At 60.1% G+C, this 24,810-nt stretch carries 22 protein-coding genes and 2 pseudogenes; 8 read left to right on the forward strand and 16 right to left on the reverse strand.

Annotated features, from left to right (window positions below):
• Window position 1: 1 nt before the first annotated feature.
• From B0G73_RS00450 to B0G73_RS00485, 8 genes are all read right to left on the reverse strand, one after another.
• The gene (locus B0G73_RS00450; protein ID WP_106276906.1) at window positions 2-625 is read right to left on the reverse strand and encodes a LysE family translocator; all 624 of its coding nucleotides are present in this window, start codon (window positions 623-625) and stop codon (window positions 2-4) included.
• A gap of 181 nt (window positions 626-806) precedes the next feature.
• On the reverse strand, window positions 807-1,538 hold the full coding sequence (locus tag B0G73_RS00455) for an ABC transporter substrate-binding protein (protein ID WP_106276908.1): 732 nt from the start codon (window positions 1,536-1,538) through the stop codon (window positions 807-809).
• Window positions 1,539-1,587: 49 nt separating this feature from the next.
• Window positions 1,588-2,868, reverse strand: coding sequence for an MFS transporter (locus B0G73_RS00460; protein ID WP_106276910.1), 1,281 nt, complete (start codon window positions 2,866-2,868; stop codon window positions 1,588-1,590).
• Window positions 2,869-3,003: 135 nt separating this feature from the next.
• A complete protein-coding gene (locus tag B0G73_RS00465) occupies window positions 3,004-4,053 on the reverse strand; it encodes an Ldh family oxidoreductase (RefSeq protein ID WP_106276912.1) in 1,050 nt (349 codons plus the stop codon).
• A gap of 216 nt (window positions 4,054-4,269) precedes the next feature.
• Entirely contained in the window at window positions 4,270-5,187 is a 918-nt protein-coding gene (locus tag B0G73_RS00470; RefSeq protein ID WP_106276914.1) for a LysR family transcriptional regulator, read from the reverse strand.
• A 245-nt stretch (window positions 5,188-5,432) separates the two neighbouring features.
• A complete protein-coding gene (locus B0G73_RS00475; protein WP_106276916.1) occupies window positions 5,433-6,224 on the reverse strand; it encodes a MipA/OmpV family protein in 792 nt (263 codons plus the stop codon).
• Window positions 6,221-7,102 carry a carboxylesterase gene (locus tag B0G73_RS00480; protein ID WP_106276918.1) on the reverse strand — a complete coding sequence of 294 codons (882 nt, stop codon included), beginning with the start codon at window positions 7,100-7,102 and terminating at the stop codon, window positions 6,221-6,223. Before B0G73_RS00480 ends, B0G73_RS00475 begins: the two co-directional genes overlap by 4 nt.
• A gap of 2 nt (window positions 7,103-7,104) precedes the next feature.
• The gene (locus B0G73_RS00485) at window positions 7,105-7,902 is read right to left on the reverse strand and encodes a DUF4118 domain-containing protein (RefSeq protein ID WP_106276920.1); all 798 of its coding nucleotides are present in this window, start codon (window positions 7,900-7,902) and stop codon (window positions 7,105-7,107) included.
• A gap of 214 nt (window positions 7,903-8,116) precedes the next feature.
• Here B0G73_RS00485 and B0G73_RS00490 point away from each other — a divergent pair, with 214 nt between their 5' ends.
• The gene (locus B0G73_RS00490; protein ID WP_106276922.1) at window positions 8,117-8,923 is read left to right on the forward strand and encodes an alpha/beta hydrolase; all 807 of its coding nucleotides are present in this window, start codon (window positions 8,117-8,119) and stop codon (window positions 8,921-8,923) included.
• A 32-nt stretch (window positions 8,924-8,955) separates the two neighbouring features.
• On the opposite strand, the gene B0G73_RS00495 is transcribed toward B0G73_RS00490, so the two are convergent.
• The gene (locus B0G73_RS00495; RefSeq protein ID WP_106276924.1) at window positions 8,956-10,077 is read right to left on the reverse strand and encodes a YncE family protein; all 1,122 of its coding nucleotides are present in this window, start codon (window positions 10,075-10,077) and stop codon (window positions 8,956-8,958) included.
• Between the two features lie 724 nt (window positions 10,078-10,801).
• Between B0G73_RS00495 and B0G73_RS00500 the strand changes: the two genes are divergently transcribed.
• The 4 genes and pseudogenes from B0G73_RS00500 to B0G73_RS00515 all read left to right on the forward strand — a co-directional run.
• The gene (locus tag B0G73_RS00500) at window positions 10,802-11,815 is read left to right on the forward strand and encodes an ABC transporter substrate-binding protein (protein ID WP_106276926.1); all 1,014 of its coding nucleotides are present in this window, start codon (window positions 10,802-10,804) and stop codon (window positions 11,813-11,815) included.
• 303 nt (window positions 11,816-12,118) lie between these two features.
• Window positions 12,119-13,270: a porin gene (locus tag B0G73_RS00505; RefSeq protein WP_181196467.1), complete on the forward strand. Its 1,152-nt coding sequence runs from the start codon at window positions 12,119-12,121 to the stop codon at window positions 13,268-13,270.
• Window positions 13,271-13,441: 171 nt separating this feature from the next.
• Window positions 13,442-13,840: a hypothetical protein gene (locus B0G73_RS00510; protein WP_374956990.1), complete on the forward strand. Its 399-nt coding sequence runs from the start codon at window positions 13,442-13,444 to the stop codon at window positions 13,838-13,840.
• 544 nt (window positions 13,841-14,384) lie between these two features.
• Window positions 14,385-14,659 (forward strand): annotated as a pseudogene (locus B0G73_RS00515) (integrase); the annotation flags it as partial.
• A gap of 252 nt (window positions 14,660-14,911) precedes the next feature.
• On the opposite strand, the gene B0G73_RS00520 reads toward B0G73_RS00515, so the two are convergent.
• The 5 genes from B0G73_RS00520 to B0G73_RS00540 all read right to left on the reverse strand — a co-directional run bounded on the left by B0G73_RS00520 (window position 14,912) and on the right by B0G73_RS00540 (window position 20,169).
• The gene (locus B0G73_RS00520) at window positions 14,912-15,958 is read right to left on the reverse strand and encodes a zinc-dependent alcohol dehydrogenase family protein (protein WP_106276927.1); all 1,047 of its coding nucleotides are present in this window, start codon (window positions 15,956-15,958) and stop codon (window positions 14,912-14,914) included.
• 202 nt (window positions 15,959-16,160) lie between these two features.
• Window positions 16,161-17,897 carry an FAD-dependent oxidoreductase gene (locus B0G73_RS00525; protein WP_106276929.1) on the reverse strand — a complete coding sequence of 579 codons (1,737 nt, stop codon included), beginning with the start codon at window positions 17,895-17,897 and terminating at the stop codon, window positions 16,161-16,163.
• A gap of 122 nt (window positions 17,898-18,019) precedes the next feature.
• Complete coding sequence (locus B0G73_RS00530; RefSeq protein WP_106276931.1) at window positions 18,020-18,853, reverse strand: enoyl-CoA hydratase/isomerase family protein; 834 nt, start codon at window positions 18,851-18,853, stop codon at window positions 18,020-18,022.
• Window positions 18,854-18,977: 124 nt separating this feature from the next.
• On the reverse strand, window positions 18,978-19,397 hold the full coding sequence (locus B0G73_RS00535) for a heme-binding protein (protein WP_106276933.1): 420 nt from the start codon (window positions 19,395-19,397) through the stop codon (window positions 18,978-18,980).
• Window positions 19,398-19,491: 94 nt separating this feature from the next.
• Window positions 19,492-20,169 (reverse strand): type 1 glutamine amidotransferase domain-containing protein, encoded by a 678-nt coding sequence (locus tag B0G73_RS00540; protein ID WP_106276935.1) that lies wholly within the window; start codon window positions 20,167-20,169, stop codon window positions 19,492-19,494.
• 575 nt (window positions 20,170-20,744) lie between these two features.
• Here B0G73_RS00540 and B0G73_RS00545 point away from each other — a divergent pair.
• From B0G73_RS00545 to B0G73_RS00555, 3 genes are all read left to right on the forward strand, one after another.
• On the forward strand, window positions 20,745-21,308 hold the full coding sequence (locus tag B0G73_RS00545) for a VOC family protein (protein ID WP_258193138.1): 564 nt from the start codon (window positions 20,745-20,747) through the stop codon (window positions 21,306-21,308).
• Between the two features lie 348 nt (window positions 21,309-21,656).
• Window positions 21,657-22,346 carry an oxidoreductase gene (locus tag B0G73_RS00550; RefSeq protein WP_106276937.1) on the forward strand — a complete coding sequence of 230 codons (690 nt, stop codon included), beginning with the start codon at window positions 21,657-21,659 and terminating at the stop codon, window positions 22,344-22,346.
• A 339-nt stretch (window positions 22,347-22,685) separates the two neighbouring features.
• Window positions 22,686-22,886, forward strand: coding sequence for a hypothetical protein (locus B0G73_RS00555; protein WP_106276939.1), 201 nt, complete (start codon window positions 22,686-22,688; stop codon window positions 22,884-22,886).
• A 4-nt stretch (window positions 22,887-22,890) separates the two neighbouring features.
• Here B0G73_RS00555 and B0G73_RS00560 read toward each other — a convergent pair.
• Both B0G73_RS00560 and B0G73_RS00565 read right to left on the reverse strand, forming a co-directional pair.
• Window positions 22,891-23,205, reverse strand: a pseudogene (locus tag B0G73_RS00560) (SDR family NAD(P)-dependent oxidoreductase); the annotation flags it as partial.
• A 131-nt stretch (window positions 23,206-23,336) separates the two neighbouring features.
• Entirely contained in the window at window positions 23,337-24,089 is a 753-nt protein-coding gene (locus B0G73_RS00565) for an SDR family oxidoreductase (RefSeq protein ID WP_106276941.1), read from the reverse strand.
• Between the last annotated feature and the right edge of the window lie 721 nt (window positions 24,090-24,810).

The following is a 24,810-nucleotide window of genomic DNA, read 5'->3' on the forward strand; positions in this document are numbered from 1 at the left end:
TTCAGGCCGCCTGGGCGATCAGCTTCAGCGCGATCGGATACAACGACAGCACCAGCAGCAGCGCCATCGCCACATTGAAGATGCGCAGCCGCTTCGGGTCCGACAGCACCTGCCGCATGGCCGTGCCGAAACCCGCCCATAAGCAGATACACGGAAAGCCGATCACGTAGAAGATCACCGCCATCGCGATAGCGTTCACGCTGTAGCTCTCGCTGAGGTGGATCGTCGTGGCGGCGGTCAGCACCATCATCCATGCCTTTGGATTCACCCATTGGAAGGCAATCGCTTCGTAGAACTTCATGGGCCGGCGTTCGCCTTTCTTCACCTTCAACTCGCCCGAGGTGCCGATTTTCCACGCAAGGTACAGCAGATAAGCGACGCTCGCGACCTCGAGCACTGTGTACAGCACCGGGAAATGCACGAAGGCTTCGCCCAGACCGATTCCGACCGACAGCATCAACAGCACGACGCCGGCGCTGATGCCGGACAGATGCGGCAACGTGCGACGGAACCCGAAATTGACCCCGGAGGCCAGCAGCATTGTGTTGTTCGGACCGGGCGTGATGGTGGTGACGAGCGCGAACAGGATGCCGGCAGGCAGCGCGCTGAGACTGAGATAAGACATGGCAAGCTCCGGTGTCGGTCGAAAGGACGTTGGAGCATTCTAGCGAGAGTTGCCGGTACAGTACCGGTACGCTTTGTGGGATGGTGTCCGGTACGGGCGGGAGCGTGAAAAGCTGGGACGCGGTGTCATTTCCCATATCACGACAGCCGCCTTCCCGCATGCGCCGCGCGCCTGATCCCGCTTACGCCGCCGGCGCAACCGACGCGCCGGCAATCTTGTGCCGCGCGAGAGATTGGGCGACGAGTCCGGATGCTTTCGCTTCCTCGACAAATGCATGCAATGCGTGCGCTGCCGCGGCGCCACGGCTTTTCGGCACGCCCATCGCCTGGCGGATCACCATGAAGCGCCCGTCGAGCAGACGCAGGCCGGGCGCTTGACGTGCGTCGGCTTCGAGCTGCTGCCTCACGCCTGCCGCGACTTCGAGGTTCTGTTCGAGGAATGTTCGGACAACCGTCGGCGACGTGGGCGCGCGCACGATCTGCGCGTGTTTCAGCTCGCGAGTCAGGAACAGGTCGTAAGCGCTGCCCTCTCCAACGGCCACACGCACCGACTGCTGATCGACATCCTCGTTACGGCGAATCGGCGATGCATCGCGCACGAGGTAACAGCCTTCGATCAACACGTACGGCTCGGTGAACGCGATGGTTTCTCCTCGTCGCGGATCTACGGCGAAGAAGCCGAAATCCGCTCGTTCCTCGCTGACCGCCTGCACGGACTTGCCCGCTGCATCGAATACCACGAGTTCCAGTTCCACACCGAGCGAGGCCGCGAACGCGCGCGCCAGATCCACCGAAACACCGGTCGGCTCGCCTGCTGCGTCCTTGCCCGCGAGAATCGGATTGCCGAGATTGATCGAGGCCCGCAGCTTGCCGGTAGGTGTGAATGCACGAATGATGGACGGGTCGGTTTTCATGGAGACGAGTGGAGTCAGAAATTGAGGTTTTGTATATCGACACAGACGTTCAGCCGCAGACACGCGCACTGCTCGCTTCGACGCGAGTCGATGATCGCGGCCGCAGCAGTATCGTCACGGCGAGCACGCTGGCGAGCGCTATGCCGCCAGCCAGGACGAAAGCGCTAAAGAACGTATGACTCTGCTGGACCAGAAATCCGGTTGCAGTCGGACCGACGATGCCGGCACAGTTCGCGATAGCGTGCACGCACCCGCCCACTCTGCCGAGTTTCGGACCGGGAATCGTGTCCTGAATCAGCGCCCAGTAGGTACTGCCGCTCAAATATAAAGCAAACACGGCAATGGCCATTAGCACCAGCGCGCTGACGGTTGTGGTCACGGCGCCGGCAAGCGCGACGCAGACACCCGCGGTGCCGAGGCATACGATCAGCACCCACTTGCGGGCACGCAGCGCATTGCCTGTGCGGCGAAAGATCAGATCGGACAGCACACCGCTCAATCCGTACCCGACGAATCCCAACACCCACGGCAACACCGTCGCCAGACTCATGCTTTTCAGGCTCAAATGACGATCCATAGTTAGAAAGCTTGGGAACCAGGTCAGGAAGAAAAACAGAATGTAGCTGTAACCGAAGTACGAAATCATCGCCGCGAGAATGGCGGGCTGCTTGAGGTAGAAGCCAAGGCTCCGGACTTCCGAAGGATCTTCCGGGACGCTGCGATCTGATTCGATCAGTTGTCGTTCTTCATCGGATATGCGCGGATGCTGGTGCGGCTTGTCGGTCGCCATGAACTGCCAGAAAACCAGCCAAAGCAATCCGAAACAGGCGATTCCCGCGAACGCGACGCGCCAGCCATAGGCCGCTGTCAGCAGGCCGACCACCGGCCCCGCAACCGCGCCACCCAGCGGTAGACCACAATTTGCGAAGCCGAATGCCGTTGCCGATTCTTTATGCGGGAACCAGTTGTTCACGATTTTGTTGATCGTCGTCGCAAGCGGGCCTTCGGCCATGCCGAAAAGAGTGCGGATCGCGAGCAGCGACCCGAAGCCGGTCGCGAGGCCGGTCGCGCCGCAAAACAGCGACCACGTCAAAATTGCCCCTGAAAACACGCGCTTGCCGCCCCAGCGATCCGCCGCCCAGCCGCCGATGAAATTGAAGGCCGCGTAGCCGATGAAAAACGTCGAGAACAATAGTCCGAGGCTGCCCGGCGACATGTGCAATTCCTGCATTACGGCGGGCGCCGCGACGGATAAAGCCGACCGGTCGAGATAGTTGATGAAGCCTGCGATGAACAGCAGCAAGACGATACGCCAACGAATGTTTGTCACCTGTCCCTCCTTGAGTCTTTTATGTTTTAGACGGCCCGCGCGCTCGATGGCGCTGCCCGGTCCGTTGAGTCTCCTTGCTCGCCGCAACCCGCGTTGGAAGCTCGCAGGGCGCGGCGTAGCGGACGACTCGCCGCTTCAGTCGTGTGGCCGCGCGGCGGCTTGCAGCATGGCGAGTTGCGCCGCGCCGATGTCGATGCCTTCCGCCATCTGACGTTCCAGAAGACCGAGTTCGATCTGGCCGGGCACGATCACAGGCGCATTCGGATCGGCAGGCCTGGAGCCGTGCAGAATTGCCGCGTAGTCGGCCATACGCGCGGCGAGGCACGCACTGCTGCCAAGCCTGGTCGTATCGATCAGGATAAAGAAGTGGCCGAGATTTTGCGGCTGTTCGGGTTCGTCCTCCCACGACTTCACATGCGTCAGATAGGCCGCTCCGGAAAGCATTCCTGCGAACAGATCGACGACCAGTGCGAGGCCATAACCCTTGTGGCCGCCGATCGGGAGCAGGAAGCCATCGAGCGCGGCCTTCGGGTCGGTGGTCGGCTTACCTTGGGCGTCGGTCGCCCAGTCGCCGGGAATCGGTTCACCGCGCTTGAGCGCGTTGCGAATCTTTGCGCGCGCTGCGACGCTGATCGCCATATCCAGAATAAACGGATGACCTTCCGGGTTCGGGACGCCGAAGCCGACAGGACTGTTGCCCAGGCGCGCGTCGGTGCCGCCCCACGGTGCGATCGTCGTCGTTGCGTTGCTGCCGATGATGCTGGCGAATCCGTTCATGGCGGCGAGGTACGAATACGGCGACACCGGGCCGAAGTGATTGCTGCCTCGCACGAACACGCACGCGATGCCGTGCTCGCGCGCGGCCGTCATCGCCAGATCGAGTGCGCGAAAGCCGACGAGCGGTCCGATACCGTTGTCGCCGTCGAGACGATGAAGCGCCGGGCCGACCTGTTCGGAGCTGATCGACGGCTTGGGATTGATTCCGCCGATGCGCAGGCGAGAGCCGTACGATTCGATTCGGCTGGTGCCGTGCGTGCGCAAACCGAACAGGTCGGCGAGTACGAGGATGGTGGCGGTGTCGGTAGCGTCGGCGCGATCGAGGCCGAGCGCGCAGAGTGCTTCGATTGTCAGCTCGGTCAATTGCGCCTTGCTGACCATGCCCGGAGCGGTGGTGGATTGAGTCATGGAACGGGTCGTCTCCTTCGATCTAAAAACTGTGCGGATCAAGCGACTGCGACTGCACAGCGCTTGCGTTTCACACATGATCGGTCAGGCGTCACCCGCGTGACAAACGCATATTTTCGTTCGATTGGTGCGTCGAATGCACGAATCGGGCTGCAACCGGCGCGACGGCAACGTGGCCGCCCGAAGCGATTGCAGCGCTTCAACGCATTGCATTGCTTAAGCGCCGGCGTCTGCGGGCAGCGCGTCTGATGCGCGAAGCTCCGTCAACAGCTGAAGGAAGAAGCGTCCGGCAGAAGACAGGCCGCGCCCGCGACGCTGGAGTACGCCCAGCGTGCGCCGGATAGGCGGATCGACGAGCGCGACGCTCGTGAGTGCTTTGTGAGGGCCGCGAGGCATGGCGAGGCGAGGCACGACGCCCACGCCGAGTCCGGCTTCCACCAGGCTCACGAGAGCCGGCACATGGCGCACTTCACAGAACCATTTCGGCCTGTCGACGACGCCGGCCAGCGCCTCGTCAATGACCGCGCGATTGCCGCTGCCCTGTGCCACCGCCAGATAGTCGAGGTTGGCGAGTTCCGCCCAGGCGACCGATTTGCGCCTGGCGAGCGGATGGGCGCGCGGACAGGCGAGGACGAAAGGGTCGTCGAGGAGCGGCGTGAACTCGATGTCCGGCTCCTGTGTGCCGACATAAGTAAGACCGAAATCCGCTTCGCCGCGCGCCACAGCTAGAAAAACCATCGACGACGGCTCGTCGATCAAGCGCAGACGGATGCCGGGATAACGCTCGTGATAGAGAGCAATGGCTTCCGGAAGGAAATAGCGCACGGCCGAGGGCACACACGCAATGGTGAGCTCGCCGGTCATCTTGCGCGCGAAATCGTCGAACTCGAGCATCGAGTTGTCGATCTCGTTGAGGATTCGATATGCCCGATCCAGAAACCCGCGACCCACGATCGTCAGATCCATCTTGCGCGTGGTTCGCTCGAAAAGCCTGACGCCGAGTGCGTCCTCCAGTTTCTCGATGCGACGCGAGAGCGCCGACGCTGAAAGGTGCAACGAGTCGGCAGCAGCGCGAAAACTGCCGAGATCGGCTGTGGCGACAAAGGCGCGCAAGTCGGATATCTCGAAGTTCATTCCAGAGGTCGCAAGGATGAAGAGAGTCGCTTAGTGTCGATGTACCGCTGCGCGTTGTCAATTCGTGCGCGCGACACAATAATCGACCGACTTTGCGCTTAATCCGCCGTGGGAGAATCAAGCACCTGCAGAAAGCGGAGATGATTACCTGGCGATGTTGCCAACGGCTGGAAGTTTGTCGGCATAGCAGCCGATGCCGTTTCCGACGCCGACGGTCCATTCCCGCGTGCGAAAGACTTTCGTAGCTAGAAGCGGTAAAGGACCGACGCCATCCCGTTGAGGTCGAGCCGGCGCTCGGTGATCGGACTGCCTGCGGCGTAACGCTCAAGCCGTCCCGCGACTACTGCAACGTTCGCCGACCAGTGCGGACTGATTTTGTAAGTCGCATTCACGTTGAAGTGAATATCGCGCAAGCCGGAAGCGGTATCGTAGTGTGGCAATCCCGATGCCGCACTTTCCTGCGGCGTGATGCCGAACAAGGTCTGCGTATAGGTCGCGTTGGCCCAGGTGAGGCCCGGACCCATCGAAAAGAGCCAGTTGCCGATCGGCGCCGATACGAACAGATCGGCCATCGCCGTCAGACCCTGTCCGGTGCCGGCGATGTCCTGATAGGCCGCCAGCGCGCCGGTGAACGCCCACCACGTGTAATCGCCAAAGAGCCGCAGCTTCGGTCCATAGTGCACATCGGGCAGGCCTTTGAGCCGCGCATCGTCGGACGACGATCTCGACTGGAAGTCGAAACTCACCGACATACCGAGGTGATAGTTCTCTCCATGCAGTACGTTGACGCCGAGCACATCGGGACCCTGCGAGAAAAACCGCTCCTTCCATGAAATGTCCTGCACGGGGAAGGGAAGCACTTGAAGCTTTGAGGAGCCAGGGAACTTCGGGAACACGTACATGCCGGGCCCGACCGAAATTTTCCAATCGCTGTCCGCCTGCGGTTCATCGGCGTGCGCGACGCCCATCGTGCAGCATGCTGTGACCGCTGCGAGCGCCAGATAACGGCGTGCAAAAGTTGTAATGTCCTGTCTCATGCTTTCCTCGCCACGGCGGCCAACTGTCTCAGGCGCCGCGCGAGCGCCCGTGATACGACAGGCGTCGGATTGTCGCAACTCGCCGACGCCGCAGCGCTTTCGCGCATGAAGAGCGCGCATTCTCGCGCGACGACCTCACGCTCGTTGTCCGATGTGATCATGTGGTACGAGTCGTCGAGCCAGATGGTGCGAAGAAACGACGCTCCCACGTTCGCCATGACGTAGCGGGCGTTGTGCGGGCTAGACGTTTCGTCGTCGATCGCATGAATGATGAGGCAGTCGGTGCTGATGCTCTTTAGCTTTTTGCGCACTGAACTCGTCAGCCGGCCCGCTTCATGAAGCGCGGGCACCCCAATGGATGCGGGTCCCACTTCGCTGATTTCGCCCCTTTGCATCACGCGTGCAATTTTCGAGCGCAGCGCTTCGTTGCGCAGCCCATAGGGTTCGTGCTCGCGATAACGGTAGCGCGAGCGCAGTGGCGTGTAATAGACGTAATCGAGCAAAAATCGATACCAGGGAATCGCCCAGCCGTCGTAACTGAGTGTGATCGACAACAACAGCAACGCGCGCGCGGTCGGGCGCTGCTGAGCGACGGCGGCGGCCAGCGTCGCGCCCATGGAGAGGCCGCATACCGAAACATGTCGGTGCCGCGATGCAAGCGCGTCAAATTCCGCGACGGCTGCGCTGACCCACTCTTCCATGGGGACATGCCCCGTGCCGGCGCTGTAGCCACGAATTTCTGGCGTGTGAGTCACGAACCCTTCTTCGACTAGCGCGCGCGCGAGGAACCGCAATTCCGCCGGAGAACTCGACAGGCCGTGCAAGAGCAGGACAGCGTGATCGTTGCCCGGAGCAGTGGGAAATGGAGATGTGTTCATGGTCAGTCTTCCGCCCGGAGGATCAGAAAGTCGCCTGACGGCGTAGTGAAGCGTTCGCACACACATTCGACTGCGCGCCAACCGTGTCCAGTTGATAGGAAACGCATGCGGTGATGGCCCGGCACCAGCCGGTCGTTCACGCGCGCGAGATCGTCCTGATGTACTTGCGAATGCCTGGCGCCGTAAGCGATGCCCGTAAGAAGCGTTTCGTCGTCGATGATGCCGGTGGCCGAGGAGGTTGCCGCTGCCGCGACGAAACTGCCAGGCGGCGCGCTCGTTGCCGGATCGAGCGCCTTGATGAGAATGAGCGACCGGTTGTGCTGCGCGATGTGATGCAGCATGCGATGCATTTCATCGGTGGCACGACGCGCGATCAGGCGTTCGTTATCGCCGCGCAGCAGCATTTCATAGCGCGAGAGCGCGACAGACGCCAGCAGTTCGGCGCGATACTGCGCGCGTTTCAGACGCTCGACCAGCGTGATGACTAATACCGTGATGAGCGAATACGAGACAAGCAGACGGATGTCCGATTCATCGATGATATCGATGCGTCCGTACGGCGGGACGAACAGATAATCCGCGAGGCAGAGTCCCGCGAGCATTACGCTCACTGCGGGCGCGAGGCCACAATAATATTCCACGAGCACGGCGGCGATAAGAAAGGCGGTGCCCGGCATGATCGGGCCGAGCAGCGGGTGAAGTATCGTGCGAATGGCAGCGGCGGTAAAAAGTGCCGCCGCCGCGATGATCCACCGTTTGCGGCCTCGCGAAGCCCACCGCCGGGAGTTTTTTACTTTCATTTGTTTTATACAACGAGATGACGTTTACGCAAAAACCGGTGATTGTGCCAGACACTTTTGTGGCCTCAGCCGCTATATCGGTCAAAATTTTTTGACTGGACGGTATTTCCGTCAGTGCAATGGCGGCAAACCAAACGTGGCGAATGGCGCATCGAAGCGCTGATAGTCTTTATACTGGCGCCGAAACTAATAAGCTTACCGTGCGAGCCAAAGCATGCGCCTGCTCACCTATGCCCTATGCTTCGTTATGGCCGCCTACCTGGCGGCGGCACTGGCGCTGTATCTGATGCAGGACCGCCTGCTGCTTCCCTCCACGTCCGACACAGCCGATCTGCGCACGGTCGTGAACAAGCTTAGCCATATTGAAGCGTGGAACGCGCAAGGCTCGTTCGCGGGTTATGTCGTCACACCGACCGATCACGAACCCCGCGGCACATTCATCCTTTTTCACGGCAACGAAGAGTCGGCGGAGACCAAGCTGCCGCTCGCCGAAGTATTCGTGCGCGCCGGATATCGGGTCGTGATTGTCGAGTATCCGGGGCACGGCAGGCGGGGAGGTGAGCGCACCATGAAAGCGGCGACCGTTGCTTCGCGCGAGGCCTTGTCGGCCGTACTCTCACAATGGCGCGGGCCGGTCTATCTGGTGGGCGAATCTCTGGGCGCGGGCATGGCATCGCAAGTGGTCAAGGGCAACGAATCGGCGATTGCGGGCGTCCTGCTCATTACGCCGTGGGATTCGCTGGCCGATGTGGCCGCCGAGAAGTATCCGATCTTCCCGGTGCGGTGGCTGCTGCACGATGGTTTTGATTCGATCGCCGCCGTATCGCGCTACGACGGTCCACTTGTCATTATCGGCGCGCAGCGGGACGACTTGATTCCTGTCGCACATGCACGGCGTTTCGCGAGCGAACACGATCACGCGCGGCTCATGCTGCTGCCGAGCGCCGATCACGACAGCTGGTTCGGCGCCATGACGCCGCAGGACTGGCGACGCGTTCTGCAATGGCTGAATGCCGTATGACGCGTCGCCTGATTTGAAGCGCATCCGAAAGTTTAGCGGGTCGAGAACACTGAGATGCCCCCGTTGGGAAATCCTGCCGCGCCAGGCTGGAACGGCACGTACACTTGCTCAAGCGCGCTGTCGATGGCGACAGAATGCGCCCCGGTGCCTACCGGAACCTTAAAGAGCAATTGCCGTGAAGCGCCATCGATTACGCCCATCTGCGGGCTAAATCCGGAAGCCGCAGCGATACCGCTCGTGACGTAGTGCCGGGCCGGCAGGAAATAGCGGTTGGAAGTCGGATCGTAATTGACCTGATCCACGCCGCCAAACGGCAGGCTGGCCTGGATTGCGCCACTCGCACGATCGAGGATCAGCGTGATGAGCGGGTCGCCGGCCGGCGGATCGCATCCAACGAGCACGTCGTTATTCGGGCCAAGCACGATCCCCGCCGGGCCGCATTTCCCTAGTGGAAACGATTTGCTGACAGAAGGACTGCCCGCCGCTGCGGAACTGGCGGTGATGACATCGAGTTGACCTTCGGGATTGGCAGCGGTCCCGTCGTTGTTGATCAAAAAGCTCTTCGAGACAGGGTCGTATGTGCACGCTTCGAGCCCCGACGAACCGTTGAAAGGCAGCTTTACCACCGCCTTTTGTGTCAGCGTGGAAAGGAACGTGACGAACGGGGGTGAGTCCCCAGGGCTCGCATACATCACGAGATGATCGTCGGGATCGTAGCAGCCCTCATCGACGCGCGATCCGGAATTACTGATGGCGATCGTGTTGACCGTCTTTTGCGCCGCCGTATCGATCACCTTAACCGAGTCGACGTCGCCGACGTAGATCGTGTTCGTGCCGGTGATCCCTACGATTCCATCGGGACCGGACTCATTTGTTGTGGCGCCGGCACCGATGAACGGCCCCGGAATCTGTGCGATCAGCGTGTTCGATTTAGTGTCCACGACGTCGACCGCCTTGTTATTGCGGTCGGCAAGAAAGTACTTGCCGGCCTCCACGTAGCCAATATCGAAACTGAATGGTGGGCTCGAAGCGTTGGGCACGGCGATGTTCGTCAATAGCTTTGGCGGTGTCGGGGCGCTGACGTTATCGCCACCTCCGCAGCCGGCCAGTGCGGCCACAGCTAGCAAAACCAAAGTCGTTATGCGCGTTCCCATCGATTTGTCTCCTTTCCGTTTATTGGCTCGAGCGCCGGTCCGGAGATCGGCTAGAGCACTGAACTTATATCCACTTCTGAACAAGTACGATCATTAAACAATTCTTAAGGAAAGCTTAAGAAGATGATCGTTTGAAGAGACCGCCACGTCTCCCACAGATGCCGCCTCGCAGCGCAAGGATTGTGGCCATAGACTCGGCGTCTGGCTCACACAATGGCGGCGCGACGAAGAATCGGAAAGTAAAACTTATTTATGGTCTGCATTACGTGGACGCTATACCCGTAATGAAACTGAAGCTTCCATAGCGGTGATGGTGACATGCCGGCCGCAATTTTTGCGCTGCAGATTTTGACGGTCCTGCGCGACATCGCCGGAGTTCAGTGAGCCACGCATGTTGGGCCGCACGGGCGCTTGGACCAGCAGAGACCCGTTGTCTGTTTCCCAGCACTTTTTAATCACCTGTTATGTAACCGCCGGGCCGCACCAGTGTGCATTTTCGGTCGGTTTTTTTCACGACGACAACAGGCACTCCAGGATGAGGTAAGAGGCAATCGACGCAGAGCGGAACTGCGCCGGGCGTTCGCATCCGGTGACGGCCATCTCATGGAAATCCCCGAGTCGACAGGCTGTGCCGTGAAAGCGGAGAGAAGGATTCGTGCTTCCATACTTGCGCCATCGATGCAGACAGGCAGCACTTCGCGGCCGACAATAACGGAGACTATCGATGCAACCGAAAACTACGGCGTTTCGCCACATTGCTGGCGCCTGCTGCCTGCTGTTTGGTCTTGCCTCACAACCAGCGACGGCCGCCGATAGCGGGAAGATCACAATCATGGTCGGCGGCATTACCAAGCTGATCTATCTGCCGGCGCGACTGACCGAGCAGCTCGGCTACTTCAGGGACGAGGGCCTCGACGTTGAACTGCTGTCGCAGCCTGCCGGTGTCGACGCAGAGAACGAACTGCTGGCCGGTGCCGTCCAGGCTGTCGTGGGGTTCTACGATCACACGATCGATCTGCAGACCAAGGGCAAGGACGTCAAGGCGATTGTCGTGTTCGGCCAGGTGCCGGGCGAGGTCGAAATGGTATCGGCCAAGGCGGCCGACACGATCAAGTCCATGGCCGACGTCAAGGGCAAGACGCTGGGCGTGACGGGCCTCGGTTCGTCGACTAGTTTCCTGACGCAATACCTCGCCGGACAGCACGGGATCCAGTCGACCGAATACACGATGCTGCCGGTAGGCGCCGACGCCAGTTTCATCGCGGCAATCAAACAGAACCGTATCGACGCTGGCATGACGACGGAGCCCACGATATCCGCATTGCTCAAATCGGGCGAGGCAAAGGTGCTCGTCGATATGCGCTCGGTCGAGGGCACGAAGGCGGCGCTGGGCGGCACGTATCCCGCGTCGAGTCTCTACGTGCAGGCAGCATGGGCTGATTCGCACAAGACGGAGGCCACGAAGCTCGCTCATGCATTTGTTCGCACGATGCAGTTCATTCACACGCACAGCGCCGAGGAAATCGCGGCGAAGATGCCCAGCGACTATCAGAAAGACAAGCCGCTGTACGTGAGCGCCCTGAAGGCGTCCCTGCCAATGTATACCGCCGACGGCAAGATGCCGGCTGATGGCCCGGCGACCGTGCTCAAGGTGCTCTCGGCGTTCAATCCGTCGGTCAAAGGCAAGCATGTTGAACTGGACAAAACCTACACCAACGAGTTTGTCAGTGCGAAATAGGTCATGTTGCGACGGGCAAGGCGATCCCGGAAACGATGTGATGGAAAGAGTGTTCAGTCTGGATGTCGAGCCGGATGCGGATGCCATCGGCATCTAGATGCGCCGCTTGCGCGCTCCTGCGGCGGGTTTCCGATTAATGGACCGGAGCGCTGCCCGTATATCAGTGAATGCACTGAGTTGTTCGAGCGATACGGGAAAGGAGCGTGAAGGATTGAGGTAACTAGGATTGCGTTCACTCGCATGCCGGATGGGACATCCGACAGACGGACCGCAGCAGTCGAGAGCAGAACAATCAGATTTTCAATGCAGCAGTCGGAGGAGACGATCTTGAAGAAAAAGTATCTTACGCTGGCTATCGCGGCCAGCGCACTTGGAGCGACAACCGCGCACGCGCAGTCGAGTGTCCAGCTTTATGGACTGATGGACCTGAGCTTTCCGACCTACAGAACGCACGCGGACGCCAACGGCAATCACGTTATCGGCATGGGCAACGACGGCGAACCGTGGTTCAGTGGGAGTCGCTGGGGCCTGAAGGGCGCCGAGGACATCGGTGGCGGCTCGAAGATCATTTTCCGGCTCGAGAGCGAATTCGTCGTCGCCAACGGCCAGATGGAAGATCCGGGCCAGATATTCGACCGCGATGCATGGGTCGGTATCGAGAACGACACGTTCGGCAAGATCACGGCGGGCTTCCAGAACACCATCGCGCGCGATGCGTCGACGATCTATGGCGACCCCTACGGCAGCGCGCGGCTGACCACGGAAGAGGGCGGCTGGACGAACTCGAATAATTTCAAGCAGATGATTTTCTATGCGGCCAGCGCGACGGGCACGCGTTACAGCAACGGTGTCGCCTGGAAGAAGCTCTTCAGCAATGGGATCTTCGCGAGCGCCGGTTACGCGTTTGGCAACTCGACGAGTTTCGGTTCCAACGCCAACTACCAGGCAGCACTCGGGTATAACGGCAGCGTGTTTGACGTATCGGGCTTCTATAGTCACGTTAACCGCGTTGGCTTTACAAACCAGACATGGTCGGTGGGTGGCAACTATAACTTCGGCATTCTGCGCGCCAATGCGGGCTATTTCCGGTACCTCGGCAATCAGGGCGCGCTCGGTCAGCGTCAGGACAACGCGTGGACCGTGTCGCTCAAGCTGTCGCCGAAGGGTCCGCTCGACTACCAGCTCGGCTATCAGCAGATGCGCGTGAAGAACGCTGCGTACAACGGCGATGGCGACATCCCGAACGCGAACATTGGCGCTTTCGATCCGGCATCGGGCCTTCACAACGGCTTCAAGGAAACGCTGTACGGTTCGGTCTTCTATCACCTGTCCAAGCGTACCGAGCTGTATCTGGCCGGCGACTACATGAGGCTTCATGGCGGCTATACGGTCGGCAGCACGTTTGGCGCGACCAACCAGCTTGAACTGACGACAGGCGTGCGCACCCGCTTCTGATCCTCGAAGCCGTGCCTCTCGGCTGATTCATCGACCAAATGTGCTCCTGTTTGCGGCGACGGAAATCCGTTCGCCGCTTTTTTCTGTTCCGCGTGTGAGGACGACTACCACGTTCAGAAATACCACGATCCGCGCGGCGCTGACTATGACGATCGTCGGCAATACAGCCGCATGGTGGTCGTAATCGCCGCGTCGGTCGCTGGCATTAAGACGGCCAACGCGGCGCTGGAAGGGATGTACAGCGAGGATGCGTTCGCCTTGCGCCACCATGTCGGAAATTGTGAGCGCTGCGCGCACCGGAACCCGTATCGTGAGCGAAATCAGCGTGGCTTCTCAGGAACAGTCGAGGGCATCGAGCAGATCGACCGCGCGGTCACGCAGATGGATAACGTGACCCAGCAGAATGCCGCGCTGGTCGAGCAGGCTGCGGCAGCGGCCGCGTCGCTTCAAGACCAGACGGGTGCCCTCGATAATGCGGTGGCCGTGTTCCGATTGCGAGGACCTCGCCAGCCGCAGCCCGAGGAACCCTGTGGACCGGACTGGGTGGCGTCAGCACTGTCGATCGCCTGAACAGGGCGCGATTGAACGCCTCGAGACTATTGGCCGTCAAGGCTATCGCAGCGCAACCTTTGGCTCAGTGGCCGGTCTCAACAGTCTGGGGAGGTGCAAGATGGCTGCTCGAACAATTGTATGGCGGCTCCAGGCCGGTTTGCTCACGTGCATGCTCCTGGCCGGCCTAGCAGGGTGCGACGCGTTCACCGGACCGCCTGCACCGGAATGGCCGGGCCCGCACGCTCCCTATCCTTTTCCCGCCGACGTACCGCATCGAACTGAGTGATGCGTCATGGGCACATCCCGTATGAAGCGAGCGCTATTCTCCCCGATTCTGTTCCTGTTGACTTCGGCGGCACACGCTGGACTCGATGTCACCGCGTACAGTGGGTTGACTGTGGTTGATTCGCCGGTCCTGTCATCCGACGGGTGGCCGCAAGTAAAAAATCAGGTCATTGACGCGGAAGACCGCTCAGGATCGGGCAGCGCCCGATGTCGGCCCGCGCAAGCTAGCACTCCGTTCACTTGAAAGGAGAAAGTCATGAAAGCCACTGACGAGGGCAGCGTCGAGGCGTGGATCAAGTCGGCAGCGCGGGGGCGACTGACTTCCTGTTCCCGAGCCGGCTCCGCGAATCACCGCACATCTCGGCGCGCCAGTATTCGCGCGTGGTGCATCGGTGGATCGCATCGATCGGGCTGGATGACATCGCGTACGGCACCCACACGATGCGCCGGACGAAAGCGTCACTGATTTATCGCCGCACGACGAACCTCCGCGTATGCGGTGAGCAACTGACCGTGCCGGGGGCGGAGCTTGAGCCAGCCCCGTTTCCATGAGAGTAAGGCGGCTGCAATTGCAAAATTCGGGCACGACACGAGCCCGGCGTGAGCAAGTTTTGGCCATCTACTGACTCTGACTCTGTGCGCCGAGGTGCGCACGGCTTTGAAGCAGCTTCCAGGATCCCTATTCGCGCACCCTTCAACCAGCAGAAGCGGTGATACGGTCTGATTTGATGGCAGGAGTCAAGGTGCTCCAGTTCCGCCGGCCGGCCGCGTCGCCGGAGCGCTTGGTCCGGGCAGGTTTTTCATCTACCGGGCCTCGTTCGAGATGACAACTTTCAAGGCCCGTGAATTCCTTGCATCGGAGAATGTGGCGTAGGCATCCATGATCCGGTCGAGCGTGAAGCGGTGCGTGACCAGCTTCTTCGGTTCAAGACGTTTCGACTCCACAGTTGAAAGCAGCATAGAGGTGGTGTACGTATCCACAAGGCCGGTTGTCAATGTGATGTTGTGTGACCAGAGCCGCTCCAGATGCAGGTCCACCTTTGTGCCATGAACGCCTATGTTCGCGATCGTCCCGCCTGCGCCGATGATGGACTCGCAGATGGCAAATGTCGCCGGAAGACCGACTGCCTCTATCGACACATCCACACCGCGGTTGACGGTCAGCGCCATCACCTGTTCGACGGCATTGCCTGCGCCGCTGTTGACGAGGTGTGTCGCACCGAACTGCTTCGCGACCTCCAGCCGGTTGTCGTCGACATCGACGACGATAATCTGCGCCGGCGCGAAGAACTGCGCCGTCATCAGTGCGGCGAGACCGACCGGCCCCGCGCCCACGATGGCAACGCTCTGACCCGGTTTGAGCTTGCCATTGAGTATCCCGCATTCGAAGCCCGTCGGCAGGATATCGCTGAGCATCACGAGAGCCTCCTCGTCGGCGCCGGCGGGCGTGTGATAAAGGCTTGAGTCGGCGTGCGGGATGAGGACCTTTTCGGCCTGCGTACCGTCAATGAGATGTCCAAGAAGCCACCCACCTGTGGTGCAATGGGAATACATCTGCCGCCGGCAGAATTCACATTTTCCGCAAGAACTGATACATGAGATCAGTACAAGGTCGCCGATCATGAAGTTGGACACGGCGTTGCCGACCGCTTCGACGACACCGACGCCCTCATGACCCAGCGTCGTGCCGGGCCGCACCTTCGGGACATCTCCTTTCAGAATGTGCAGGTCCGTGCCACAGATCGTCGTCTTCGTGATACGCACAATCGCATCCGTGGGCTTCGCGATTGTCGGTTCCGGCTTGTCTTCGAGGGCCTTCTGGCCCGGACCATGAAACACCAATGCTTTCATCTCCACCTCCCGACGGCATTGCACTGCCAGTACCCGGTCAACCGGACGCGATATTCCCCGGTCGCGGTCATCATGATGTCCCTGACTACGCCTCGTTTGAACCCGATATGCTGCGCTGCGACCGAGAAGCACAGACCGACATTGCGGACGTCAACTGGAGGCTTGTCTTGTGGCGCTGTCCGAGCAAGTGAATTCGCGTGCCTCAGCTGCCCGACGCGGCAAGGTAACTATGAATCTGATGTACCACAGCCGCACCTTCACCTACTGCGGCCGCAACACGCTTGATGGAGCCGGAGCGAACGTCGCCGATCGCGAACACGCCTTCGATGCTTGTCCGCAAAGGTGACGCTGCAAGGCCCGCTTCGGGAAGGTCGGTGCCCGTCAAGACGAATCCTTTGCTGTCCAACGACACGCCACATGTCTTCAACCAGGTTGAATTCGGTTCGGCGCCCACGAACACGAACAGATGGTGCGCCGTCATCGTCCCCTCGATACCGCCGGCGCCACGGAAATGCACGCGCTCGAGACGTGCGTCACCTTCGAGTGCGGTTAGTTCGGTACGCGTATGAACCGTCACGTTCTCCAGCCCGGTAACACGCTCGATCAGATAGTGCGACATGCTCTTTTCGAGGCTCGAGCCGCGGATAAACAGGTGGACGTGTTCCGCGTGCGACGCCAGAAACACCACAGCCTGTCCCGCGGAGTTGCCACCGCCCACGAGCAGCACCGATTCTTTGCGGCAAAGCCTCGCCTCGATCGGCGAGGCCCAGGAATAGACGCCATGGGATTCGAGACGCGCCAGTCCTTCGACACCGAGGCGCCGGTACTCCGCGCCGCTCGCGATCACGACGGTACGCGCGGAGATGCGCCGCGCGTCGGCAAGCTCCACGATGAACGGGTGCCGATCGCAGTACAGCATTTTGACTTCACAGGGAATACCGAGATGCGCGCCGAACTTTTGCGCCTGAGCGAACGCGCGGCTCGCCAGCGCATGTCCGGTGATCCCGGTGGGAAACCCCAGGTAATTTTCGATGCGCGAACTCGTACCGGCCTGGCCGCCTGGCGCCCGGCCGTCGAATGCGGCCACCGACAGCCCTTCGGATGCGGCATAAACCGCCGTCGCGAGCCCCGCCGGTCCGGCGCCGATGATCGCCACATCGTAGACGTGAGTTGAATCGAACTCGGGAACGAGTCCTAGACATGAAGCCAGTTGACCCTCGTCGGGGTTTCTCAGCATCGTGCCGTTGGGGCACAGGACCAGCGGGAAATCGTCGGGCTGCGTCGTCAGCCGGTCAAGCAGCGCAACAGCTTCCGCGTCGCTCTTCGCATCGATCGTCGTTTGCGGACAGCCATTGCGGTGAAGAAAATCCTGCAAGGCGACGAGCCGCGCGTTGCCGGGCGGTCCGACGAGGACGACGCCCTGTCCGCGCTCGATGATCAAGGCGCGCCTCAGGATCAACGCACGCATGATTTTTTCGCCGAGGTCGGCTTCGCTCATCATCATCGCGGTGAGTCCGTCGGGCCGCAGCAACAGCGCTTCGACATCCTCTACGACGTGCGCGTCGAGCAGGGCCGGCTTGCGCGAGAGCTGCGCGACATCGGAGGTGAACTCGCCGTACCCTGTCTGAGTCCGAACGACGCGTTCGCGGCCCAAGCCGTCGCGTCCGACGATGCGAACCTTGCCTGAAAGCAGGACGAACACACCCGGGCTGATGGTTCCGGCGCGATAAAGCAGTTCGCCCGCAGCGTAGCGGCAACGGCTGGCAAAGCGCCGCAGCCTGTCGACCTCGGCTTGAGTCAGGACTGGAAACATCTGCTGGAAACGCGGATGGTCGCGCACAGTCGGATCTTCGGCCAGTTCTCCCTCCCGCGCGCGCTGCGCCTCGTCCACTGCTTCGCGGACTAACGCGCTGCCCGATGTTACTGACTCGTTGTCCATCTGAAATTTCCCTCGCGACAATCCTCAACGAGCGGTGTGGCCTCGATTGGCTTCGACACATGGGTGAGTTGTCGATGAAGCCGGTTTTTACCCTGTCGCTCCGTGCCAGGCGACGGACAGCTTCATGCGAGTTGGCCAAGATAGTATCCGAGCCGATCTTCAACATCGCCAGGCTTGTGGAAACCGCGTGCGAGCAGCGCTTTGATGCTTTCCTGCGCGGCGGGTCGCCCTAGCGACGCCATGCACGCGTCCCACCCGGCGGCGATTTCGACATCCGGTGGCAGGCTGGTGTTGACGAGGCGCTTGGTGTTGGCGATTGCCAACTTGTCGAAGCCTGCGATCCGGGTCGCGAGCGCGTCCACGAAGGCGTCGAGGTCGGTATCGGGGAGCGCCCGGTTGACGTAGCCATAGGCTTCGGCCTGGTCGCCACTGATGTCTTCCGAGCTCAACAGCACCTCCATCGCGCGATTGCGGCCAATGAGCCGCGGCAGCCGGGCCATCGGACCGCCTCCAGCGACCAGCCCCGCGCCCACCTCCCATTGCGAGAGGATCGTCCTTTCTCGGCTGGCGAAACTCATATCGCAGGCGAGCGTCAGTTCACTGCCGTTGCCCGTCGCGCGCCCGCGAATGAGGGCGATGGAGACAACGGGGACGCGTGTCAGGCGAACGAGGCAGTCCGGCCATTGCGGCAAGCCTGTGGGGCCCGGCGGCATGGCGGCGAGGTCCTCGAACCTGGCCAGAAAATCTGAGTGATTCAAAAAGTAGCCGTCCACCGCGCTGTCGAAGACCACGACCCTGACCTGCTCGTCGGCTTCGAGGGCACCGATGAGCTCGTGGAACTCGGCGATCATGGGAGGGCCCATGACGTTGATCGGTGGGTTATCGATCGTCACACGCCAATACGCTGGGGATTGCCGGGCAACTTTGATTGCAACAGGGTTCGTCGCCGCTGTCATTTTGGGGCTCCTATCACCGATAGTAAGGATGCTTTGGGCGACGTCCGCGCGAGGATTTCTTCGCGCTTTCCGCTCCTGATTCAGGACATTCGCTACCCGGCAGCATTGCGTTGGACGATCTCGTTCAAGCATCGAGCGCAGCTAGCGCGGCCTGCGCGACTGCAATGTCCTGCTCGATGGTTCCTGCGCTGGTTCCCACGGCGCCGATAACGTGTCCGTCGAAGACGACGGGAATGCCGCCGCCAAAAATGACAACTTCACCCGCGATGCTTTCCTGGATCCCGAACAGCGGCATCCCTGATTGCGCAAACCTGGCCAGATCAGCGGTGGTTTTCTCCAAGATTCTCGCTGTCACTGCCTTGTTGATGGCAAGGTCGATGCTGCCGATAATCGCGCCATCTTGACGCAAGAAAGCAACCAGGTGGGCGCCGGCGTCAACCACAGCGATGCTGTACGCGACCCTGAGACTCGCGGCCTTTGCCTCTGCGGCGGACACCATCCGCTTTGCGTCCTCGAGCGAAATGCTGTCGTATGTTCTCGGCATCTCATCCTCCGCGTGATCGAAGCGTTCCGCCCCTGTCCCTCGAGAAAGCGGTCCCGCGAGCTCGCCGACTTCAGGGGCCCCCGCCGGATTGAAATTAGGCCTGCAGAACCTTGAGCAGCTCCACGGCAGTCGGGCCGGACGAGGCTGGGTTCTGGCCGGTAATCAGGCGTCCATCGACAATGGTCAGTACGCCCCAATTCGCCACCTTTTCAAAATGGCCGCCCAGGCGTTTGAGTTCATCCTCGACGAGGAAGGGCATGACTTTGGTCAGTCCTACGGCTTCTTCCTCGTCGTTGGTAAAGCAGGTGACGCGCTTGCCCTTGACGATAGGTTGTCCCTCGTAAGTGGCTTTCAGCAGAACACAAGGGCCATGACAGACGGCGGCGACCGGCTTGCCCGCGTTGTAGAAATCCTCGATCAAGGCGATCGAGTGTTTGTCATTGGTCAGGTCCCACATCGGGCCATGACCGCCGGCATAGAAGATCGTGTCGTAGTCGGCCGCCTTGACGTCAGCGAGCTTGACGCTGTTGGCCAACACTTTCTGCGTCGCCGGGTCTTTCTTGAACCGCAGCATCGAGTCGGTCTGATTGTCCGGATCGTCACTTCTGGGATCGATCGGTGGATGGCCCCCCTTGGGCGAAGTCACGGTGACTTCCGCACCGGCGTCTGTGAACGCATAGTAGGGAGCTGTGAACTCTTCCAGCCAGAAGCCGGTCGGCTTGCCGGTGTCTCCAAGCACATTGTGCGAAGTCAAAACCAACAGGATTTTCATTGCCAATCTCCGTTCATTGAGGTAAGTGCCTAAACGCGGCATTGCCGGGGCAAACTCTCGAAGTCTTTGTTCAGGTCGGTTGTCCGGAGTCCCCTCGTGCCGCGAAAATGGCTTGATCAGTTCTCGAGACGGAGGCTGCCACCACGTCAAGCGGACACTGTCGTAGGGCATCGTGTTGGAGACGCGTTCAACGAACACCTCTATTCAAGACCGGCTTCCTGGTGCGCGCCATCCAGCGAAGGTATTGCTGGAGCATCCGATGGTATGAGGGACTTCGCCGTCCGCCACAGCAGGCTGAGACGAGTGCGTTCCGGGCGCGGATCTCGCTTTCGAAGAGGTTGCGGCGCGTCGCCTCGGCGTAAGGATGATCTATAGCGGAACGCTACTTCGAACACCGAAACGTGCCAGGCACTTTGGCGCAATGACGGCTAAGTCGTCGTGTTCCTGCTGGAATCAATACAGGAAACTGTGTCGCCACTTGCCATGTTTTTGCGTTTCGTTTTCACCTATCGTGTGTTCACCTACCCGAAGCGGTAGAAGGGGAACCCGTAGTCAACGCCTCCAAGGAGCCAGACATGAGCAACAATCCAATGCAAAGCGGGCACGCGGTTGAGACCTCGCGCGCCGGCATGTACGACGCGAAGCTCGAGATCGTCGTCATCCCCGTCTCGGACGTCGATCGCGCCAAGCGCTTTTACGGCGATCTAGGTTGGCGACTTGATATCGACTTCAAGGGCGACGACTACCGCGTGATCCAGTACACACCACCCGGCTCCGGATGTTCGGTGATGTTCGGCAAGAACATCACCAGGGCCGCGCCCGGCTCGGTCCAGGGGCTGCACCTCATCGTGTCCGACATTGTCGCCGTCCGTAACGACCTGCTTCGTCGTGGCATCGAGATCAGCGAGCCATTCCACGATACGGGCGGCGTGTTCCATCATGCTGACGGGAATAGCGTGGTTAGCGGCTTGAATCCCACACGACAAAGTTACGCCTCTTACGCTTCGTTCACTGACCCTGACGGCAACGGTTGGCTGTTGCAGGAAATCACCGTGCGATTGTCCGCGGACGTCGAAGTGGGAGACCCACGGTTCACGAGCGAGGTTCTGAAGGCGATTCATTCGACGACACCTGATTGATCGTCGCGGCGCATCCGTCCATAACGGCGAAATCGGGCACCTGCCGCTGATGACGGTAGCACTGGAGGACGTCAGCGCGTTGGAAGACGCTGAGACACCATGCCAACTACGAATTTTGCGAGCTCGGCCAGCAAGACCATCTCCTGCACCGGGCCGGCAAACTACCCTTTATCAGCGCGGTTATATAGGTGGTATTCGCGTTGAACGACTTGCTGGTGGATCTCTTCCGCCCTAACCTGAATCCCGCATTCAACCACCCTCCAGCAGTTTGCTGGACCGGCCATCTCATGCAATCCATACACCGGCGAACTTCCGATTAAGGAAGGCGGAGGTCATATTGGAGAAGACATGCACGACAAACTCCTCTCAGTCGTCGTTACCCGGAAATGGCAACTTGCCGAGAGTTACCATGCTGTCGAGCTTCAAACCAGATGCAGATCCGAGCTTCCGCCGTTTGACGATGGATCTTGCGTCACGCTCGTTCGCGACGACGTCATCTGCAAAGAGAAAATATATCCGCTGTGCCGTTCTACGTCCCGGCCGCGTGCCTATGTCATCGCTGTGAGACAGGATGATGGCAACGCAGATTCAAAAACAGCAGACATTACGTTGAGCCAAGGCGACGAGGCGTTTATCGTAACGACACGGAGTCCTTCAGTTATTTTGGACGGTCGTACACAATCGATACTTTTTTCCGGCGGCGTTGGCGCTGCATCGATTGCGGGAATCGCAAAGCGGCTGGCGTTGGCAGGGCAAAAATTCGAGCTGCACAACTTCGCTCGATCGCCCGAACGTGCAGTCTTTCGGGAAGAACTCGATGCGCTCAAAAGCGAAAGCAGGGTTTATCACCATTTCGGTTTGGACGCGGACCGACTGAAACAGGCAACTTCTCACGCGATGAGTCCAGCGCATGCGAACACTCAGATCTACTGCAGTGGTCCGCCGGCATTTATGGATCTCATCGAGCGCCAGGCGCGCGACTGGGTGTATCCGGCCAATATCCACAGAATTTTTCTGGGCGACAGAGGCAATGCATAGTCGACGGACATTCGTGAATGTCCGCTTCGAAAAACGTCGGCAAAGCCGGGGTGCCGGCAAATCTCCAGAACAAGTCTCCTCAACGTAGCTTCAGCGCGTCAAGACTCGGCCCGATTTTCGATTTGTTCCCGCTGCGCAAGACTGTTTGTACGGTGCGGGTATTCGAAACTCGAGTCAATGCGCCTACATTCGGCTCCATCGGACCATGAAGCGGATAAAGACGAATGGTGCGGATACCAAAGTGATGTAGCAAGGCGCCCGCGAGCCACGAAGTTCGTCGAGCGCGAAGCAGGTCGTGGCGGCGGTCTGTATGAACGTTATCTAGTGGAGAAATGAAAAGTGAAATTCTCGGTTAAAGATGAAATTCGCTCCGACGATATTCCGGCTCTCGAACATGCGATGAGGACTGTCGACGCCGACGCGAAGGTCAACGTGGACATTGATACGAAGACGGTCAGCGTTGATTCGTGGCTGATGCCTGAAGAGTTTCTCGTCGCGTTCGTCGATGAAGACTATGACGCGACGATTGTTGAAGCGTAGACAGGAGCTGTGTGATGTGAAAAAAGCCCGTCATATTCACGTTCACCACTGCGGCGTAGTCTTCCGTGGTGTGTTCGGTGAAAGGCTTGCCGATGTAGATGCCGGCGTTGTTCACCAGCGTGTCGATGCGGCCAAATCGTGCGACGCCTTCGGTAACGACACGGTGAGCGGTTGCCCGGTCACCGATATCGCCGGCGACGGTGGGGGTGTTCGCGTCGTCCGACGGCTTTATCGAGCGTGAGTTCGCGACAATGCGGTAGCCGAGCTTGCGAAACGCCCTAACGACTTCGGCACCGATTCCTTGCGACGCGCCGGTCACGACGACAACCTTCTATGACATGCTCATCTTTCCCTAGAAAAATTCTTATTCCGTTTCGACGCCGATCGGGCCGACGGCGCCTATCAGGACACGTGCGGACACGTTGATTCAGGTTTCGCTTAAACCTGCAATCAAGCCTTCCTGGAGCGCGCGAGCCACTGGTCGAGACTAATGCGGCCGATCCGCGCGTCGCCGAGCGGCACGAGCGATTGTTCCTCGACGCGGCCGCCGTAATACAGCGCATCGCGGTCCGTTACCACTGGGCGCGCGTCGCCTACCGATTTTAGATAACGCGAGACGATCTCCGCAAAAGGCGCGCGGTCCGGGCCGGCAATCTCGACCGTGCCGTTTTGCGGCGCAGCAGGCGCGATCTGCGCGAGGTTTGCTACGACATCGTCCACGGCGATCGGCTGAAACAGTCCTTCGCCGACACGTACCGTGCCGTCGACCGTGCTGAAATCCGCGATACCGCCGATGAACTCCATGAACTGCGTCGCGCGCACGATCGTATACGGCACGCCGGCCGCTTTGATCAGTTCCTCCTGCGCGACCTTGGCGGCGAAGTACGCGTTCTCCGGCGAGCGGTCGCAGCCGACGATGGATAGCGCTACGTGATGCCGCACTCCCGCAGCCGCTTCGGCCTTGCCAAGATTGCGCGCCGAAGTACGGAAGAAATCGAGTACCGCATGCGACTCCCATGACGGCGCGTTTGTCACATCCACCACGACGTCCGCGCCTGCGAGCGCGTTGTCCAATCCCTCGCCCGTCACAGCGTTGACACCGGTACGCGGCGACGCAGCGAGCGCTTCATGGCCCGCTTCGCGAAGCAACGTGACAAGACGCGATCCGATCAGGCCGGACCCACCGATTACGACGATTTTCATGGCACATTCTCCAGATGAGAGTCAATGAACGCGCGGGAGCCGGGCGAGGGTCGTATCGCGCGAAAGTGTTCGCCGCCGTCTCATCGCGTGAGGCCATTGTGGAAGAATCATGGCCGGTCGGAAAGTGCCAAGAATCGACGATCCGACTAGTACAAATCGTCTGCCGCTTTCCTTGTCCGCGAGACCGTCACGACCGTTCCGACTTCCGCTTTGACCATTGAAATCGACCGGCAGCAGCAGTTGCCGATCTATCTGCAGATCTGCGCAGGTGCGACGGCTTCAATGTCGCTGCATAGCCTGTGCTCATACGGGCTCGTAAGCGATGAGCCATCGTTGTCGCTTTCGACCTCGACGAGGAGAGGCATGTATGAGTGATACCCGCGAAGAGGATCGCGTGATCGCTTGTGACGCGTAGATGAGCCGCACGCTACGGCCCGCTGATCGTCGCCGCGCAGTCGTCAAACGAATCAAAATGCATAATTTTCGAAGATTTACCGATTTTTCACCTTTTGGCTCATCCGCGCGATGGAATAGCGCTGATCTCCCACCCAAAAAGCGATAGCGCGGCATCAACGTGAACCACTTCTGGCAGATTGGCAGGGGGAAAAGTCGCCGCCATTTAAACCGCCGTGCATAGAACCACCAAATCTCAAAAACACATTCTCCGGCTGATCTGTTATTTTGCATGCTCGCACGCCATCACCTAAATGCTACAGGCTCT

This window comes from Paraburkholderia sp. BL25I1N1 (assembly GCF_003002025.1).
GTDB lineage: Bacteria > Pseudomonadota > Gammaproteobacteria > Burkholderiales > Burkholderiaceae > Paraburkholderia.

What these genes read in the sequence shown, in the direction of transcription:
- B0G73_RS00475 (WP_106276916.1), bottom strand. Translation starts at nt 6,224, where the DNA reads ATGAGACAGGACATTACAACTTTTGCACGCCGTTATCTGGCGCTCGCA.
- B0G73_RS00545 (WP_258193138.1), top strand. Translation starts at nt 20,745, where the DNA reads ATGAGCAACAATCCAATGCAAAGCGGGCACGCGGTTGAGACCTCGCGC.
- B0G73_RS00530 (WP_106276931.1), bottom strand. Translation starts at nt 18,853, where the DNA reads ATGACAGCGGCGACGAACCCTGTTGCAATCAAAGTTGCCCGGCAATCC.
- B0G73_RS00465 (WP_106276912.1), bottom strand. Translation starts at nt 4,053, where the DNA reads ATGACTCAATCCACCACCGCTCCGGGCATGGTCAGCAAGGCGCAATTG.
- B0G73_RS00450 (WP_106276906.1), bottom strand. Translation starts at nt 625, where the DNA reads ATGTCTTATCTCAGTCTCAGCGCGCTGCCTGCCGGCATCCTGTTCGCG.
- B0G73_RS00470 (WP_106276914.1), bottom strand. Translation starts at nt 5,187, where the DNA reads ATGAACTTCGAGATATCCGACTTGCGCGCCTTTGTCGCCACAGCCGAT.
- B0G73_RS00550 (WP_106276937.1), top strand. Translation starts at nt 21,657, where the DNA reads ATGCACGACAAACTCCTCTCAGTCGTCGTTACCCGGAAATGGCAACTT.
- B0G73_RS00455 (WP_106276908.1), bottom strand. Translation starts at nt 1,538, where the DNA reads ATGAAAACCGACCCGTCCATCATTCGTGCATTCACACCTACCGGCAAG.
- B0G73_RS00520 (WP_106276927.1), bottom strand. Translation starts at nt 15,958, where the DNA reads ATGAAAGCATTGGTGTTTCATGGTCCGGGCCAGAAGGCCCTCGAAGAC.
- B0G73_RS00525 (WP_106276929.1), bottom strand. Translation starts at nt 17,897, where the DNA reads ATGGACAACGAGTCAGTAACATCGGGCAGCGCGTTAGTCCGCGAAGCA.
- B0G73_RS00510 (WP_374956990.1), top strand. Translation starts at nt 13,442, where the DNA reads ATGGTGGTCGTAATCGCCGCGTCGGTCGCTGGCATTAAGACGGCCAAC.
- B0G73_RS00565 (WP_106276941.1), bottom strand. Translation starts at nt 24,089, where the DNA reads ATGAAAATCGTCGTAATCGGTGGGTCCGGCCTGATCGGATCGCGTCTT.
- B0G73_RS00490 (WP_106276922.1), top strand. Translation starts at nt 8,117, where the DNA reads ATGCGCCTGCTCACCTATGCCCTATGCTTCGTTATGGCCGCCTACCTG.
- B0G73_RS00505 (WP_181196467.1), top strand. Translation starts at nt 12,119, where the DNA reads ATGCAGCAGTCGGAGGAGACGATCTTGAAGAAAAAGTATCTTACGCTG.
- B0G73_RS00480 (WP_106276918.1), bottom strand. Translation starts at nt 7,102, where the DNA reads ATGAACACATCTCCATTTCCCACTGCTCCGGGCAACGATCACGCTGTC.
- B0G73_RS00485 (WP_106276920.1), bottom strand. Translation starts at nt 7,902, where the DNA reads ATGAAAGTAAAAAACTCCCGGCGGTGGGCTTCGCGAGGCCGCAAACGG.
- B0G73_RS00535 (WP_106276933.1), bottom strand. Translation starts at nt 19,397, where the DNA reads ATGCCGAGAACATACGACAGCATTTCGCTCGAGGACGCAAAGCGGATG.
- B0G73_RS00500 (WP_106276926.1), top strand. Translation starts at nt 10,802, where the DNA reads ATGCAACCGAAAACTACGGCGTTTCGCCACATTGCTGGCGCCTGCTGC.
- B0G73_RS00495 (WP_106276924.1), bottom strand. Translation starts at nt 10,077, where the DNA reads ATGGGAACGCGCATAACGACTTTGGTTTTGCTAGCTGTGGCCGCACTG.
- B0G73_RS00540 (WP_106276935.1), bottom strand. Translation starts at nt 20,169, where the DNA reads ATGAAAATCCTGTTGGTTTTGACTTCGCACAATGTGCTTGGAGACACC.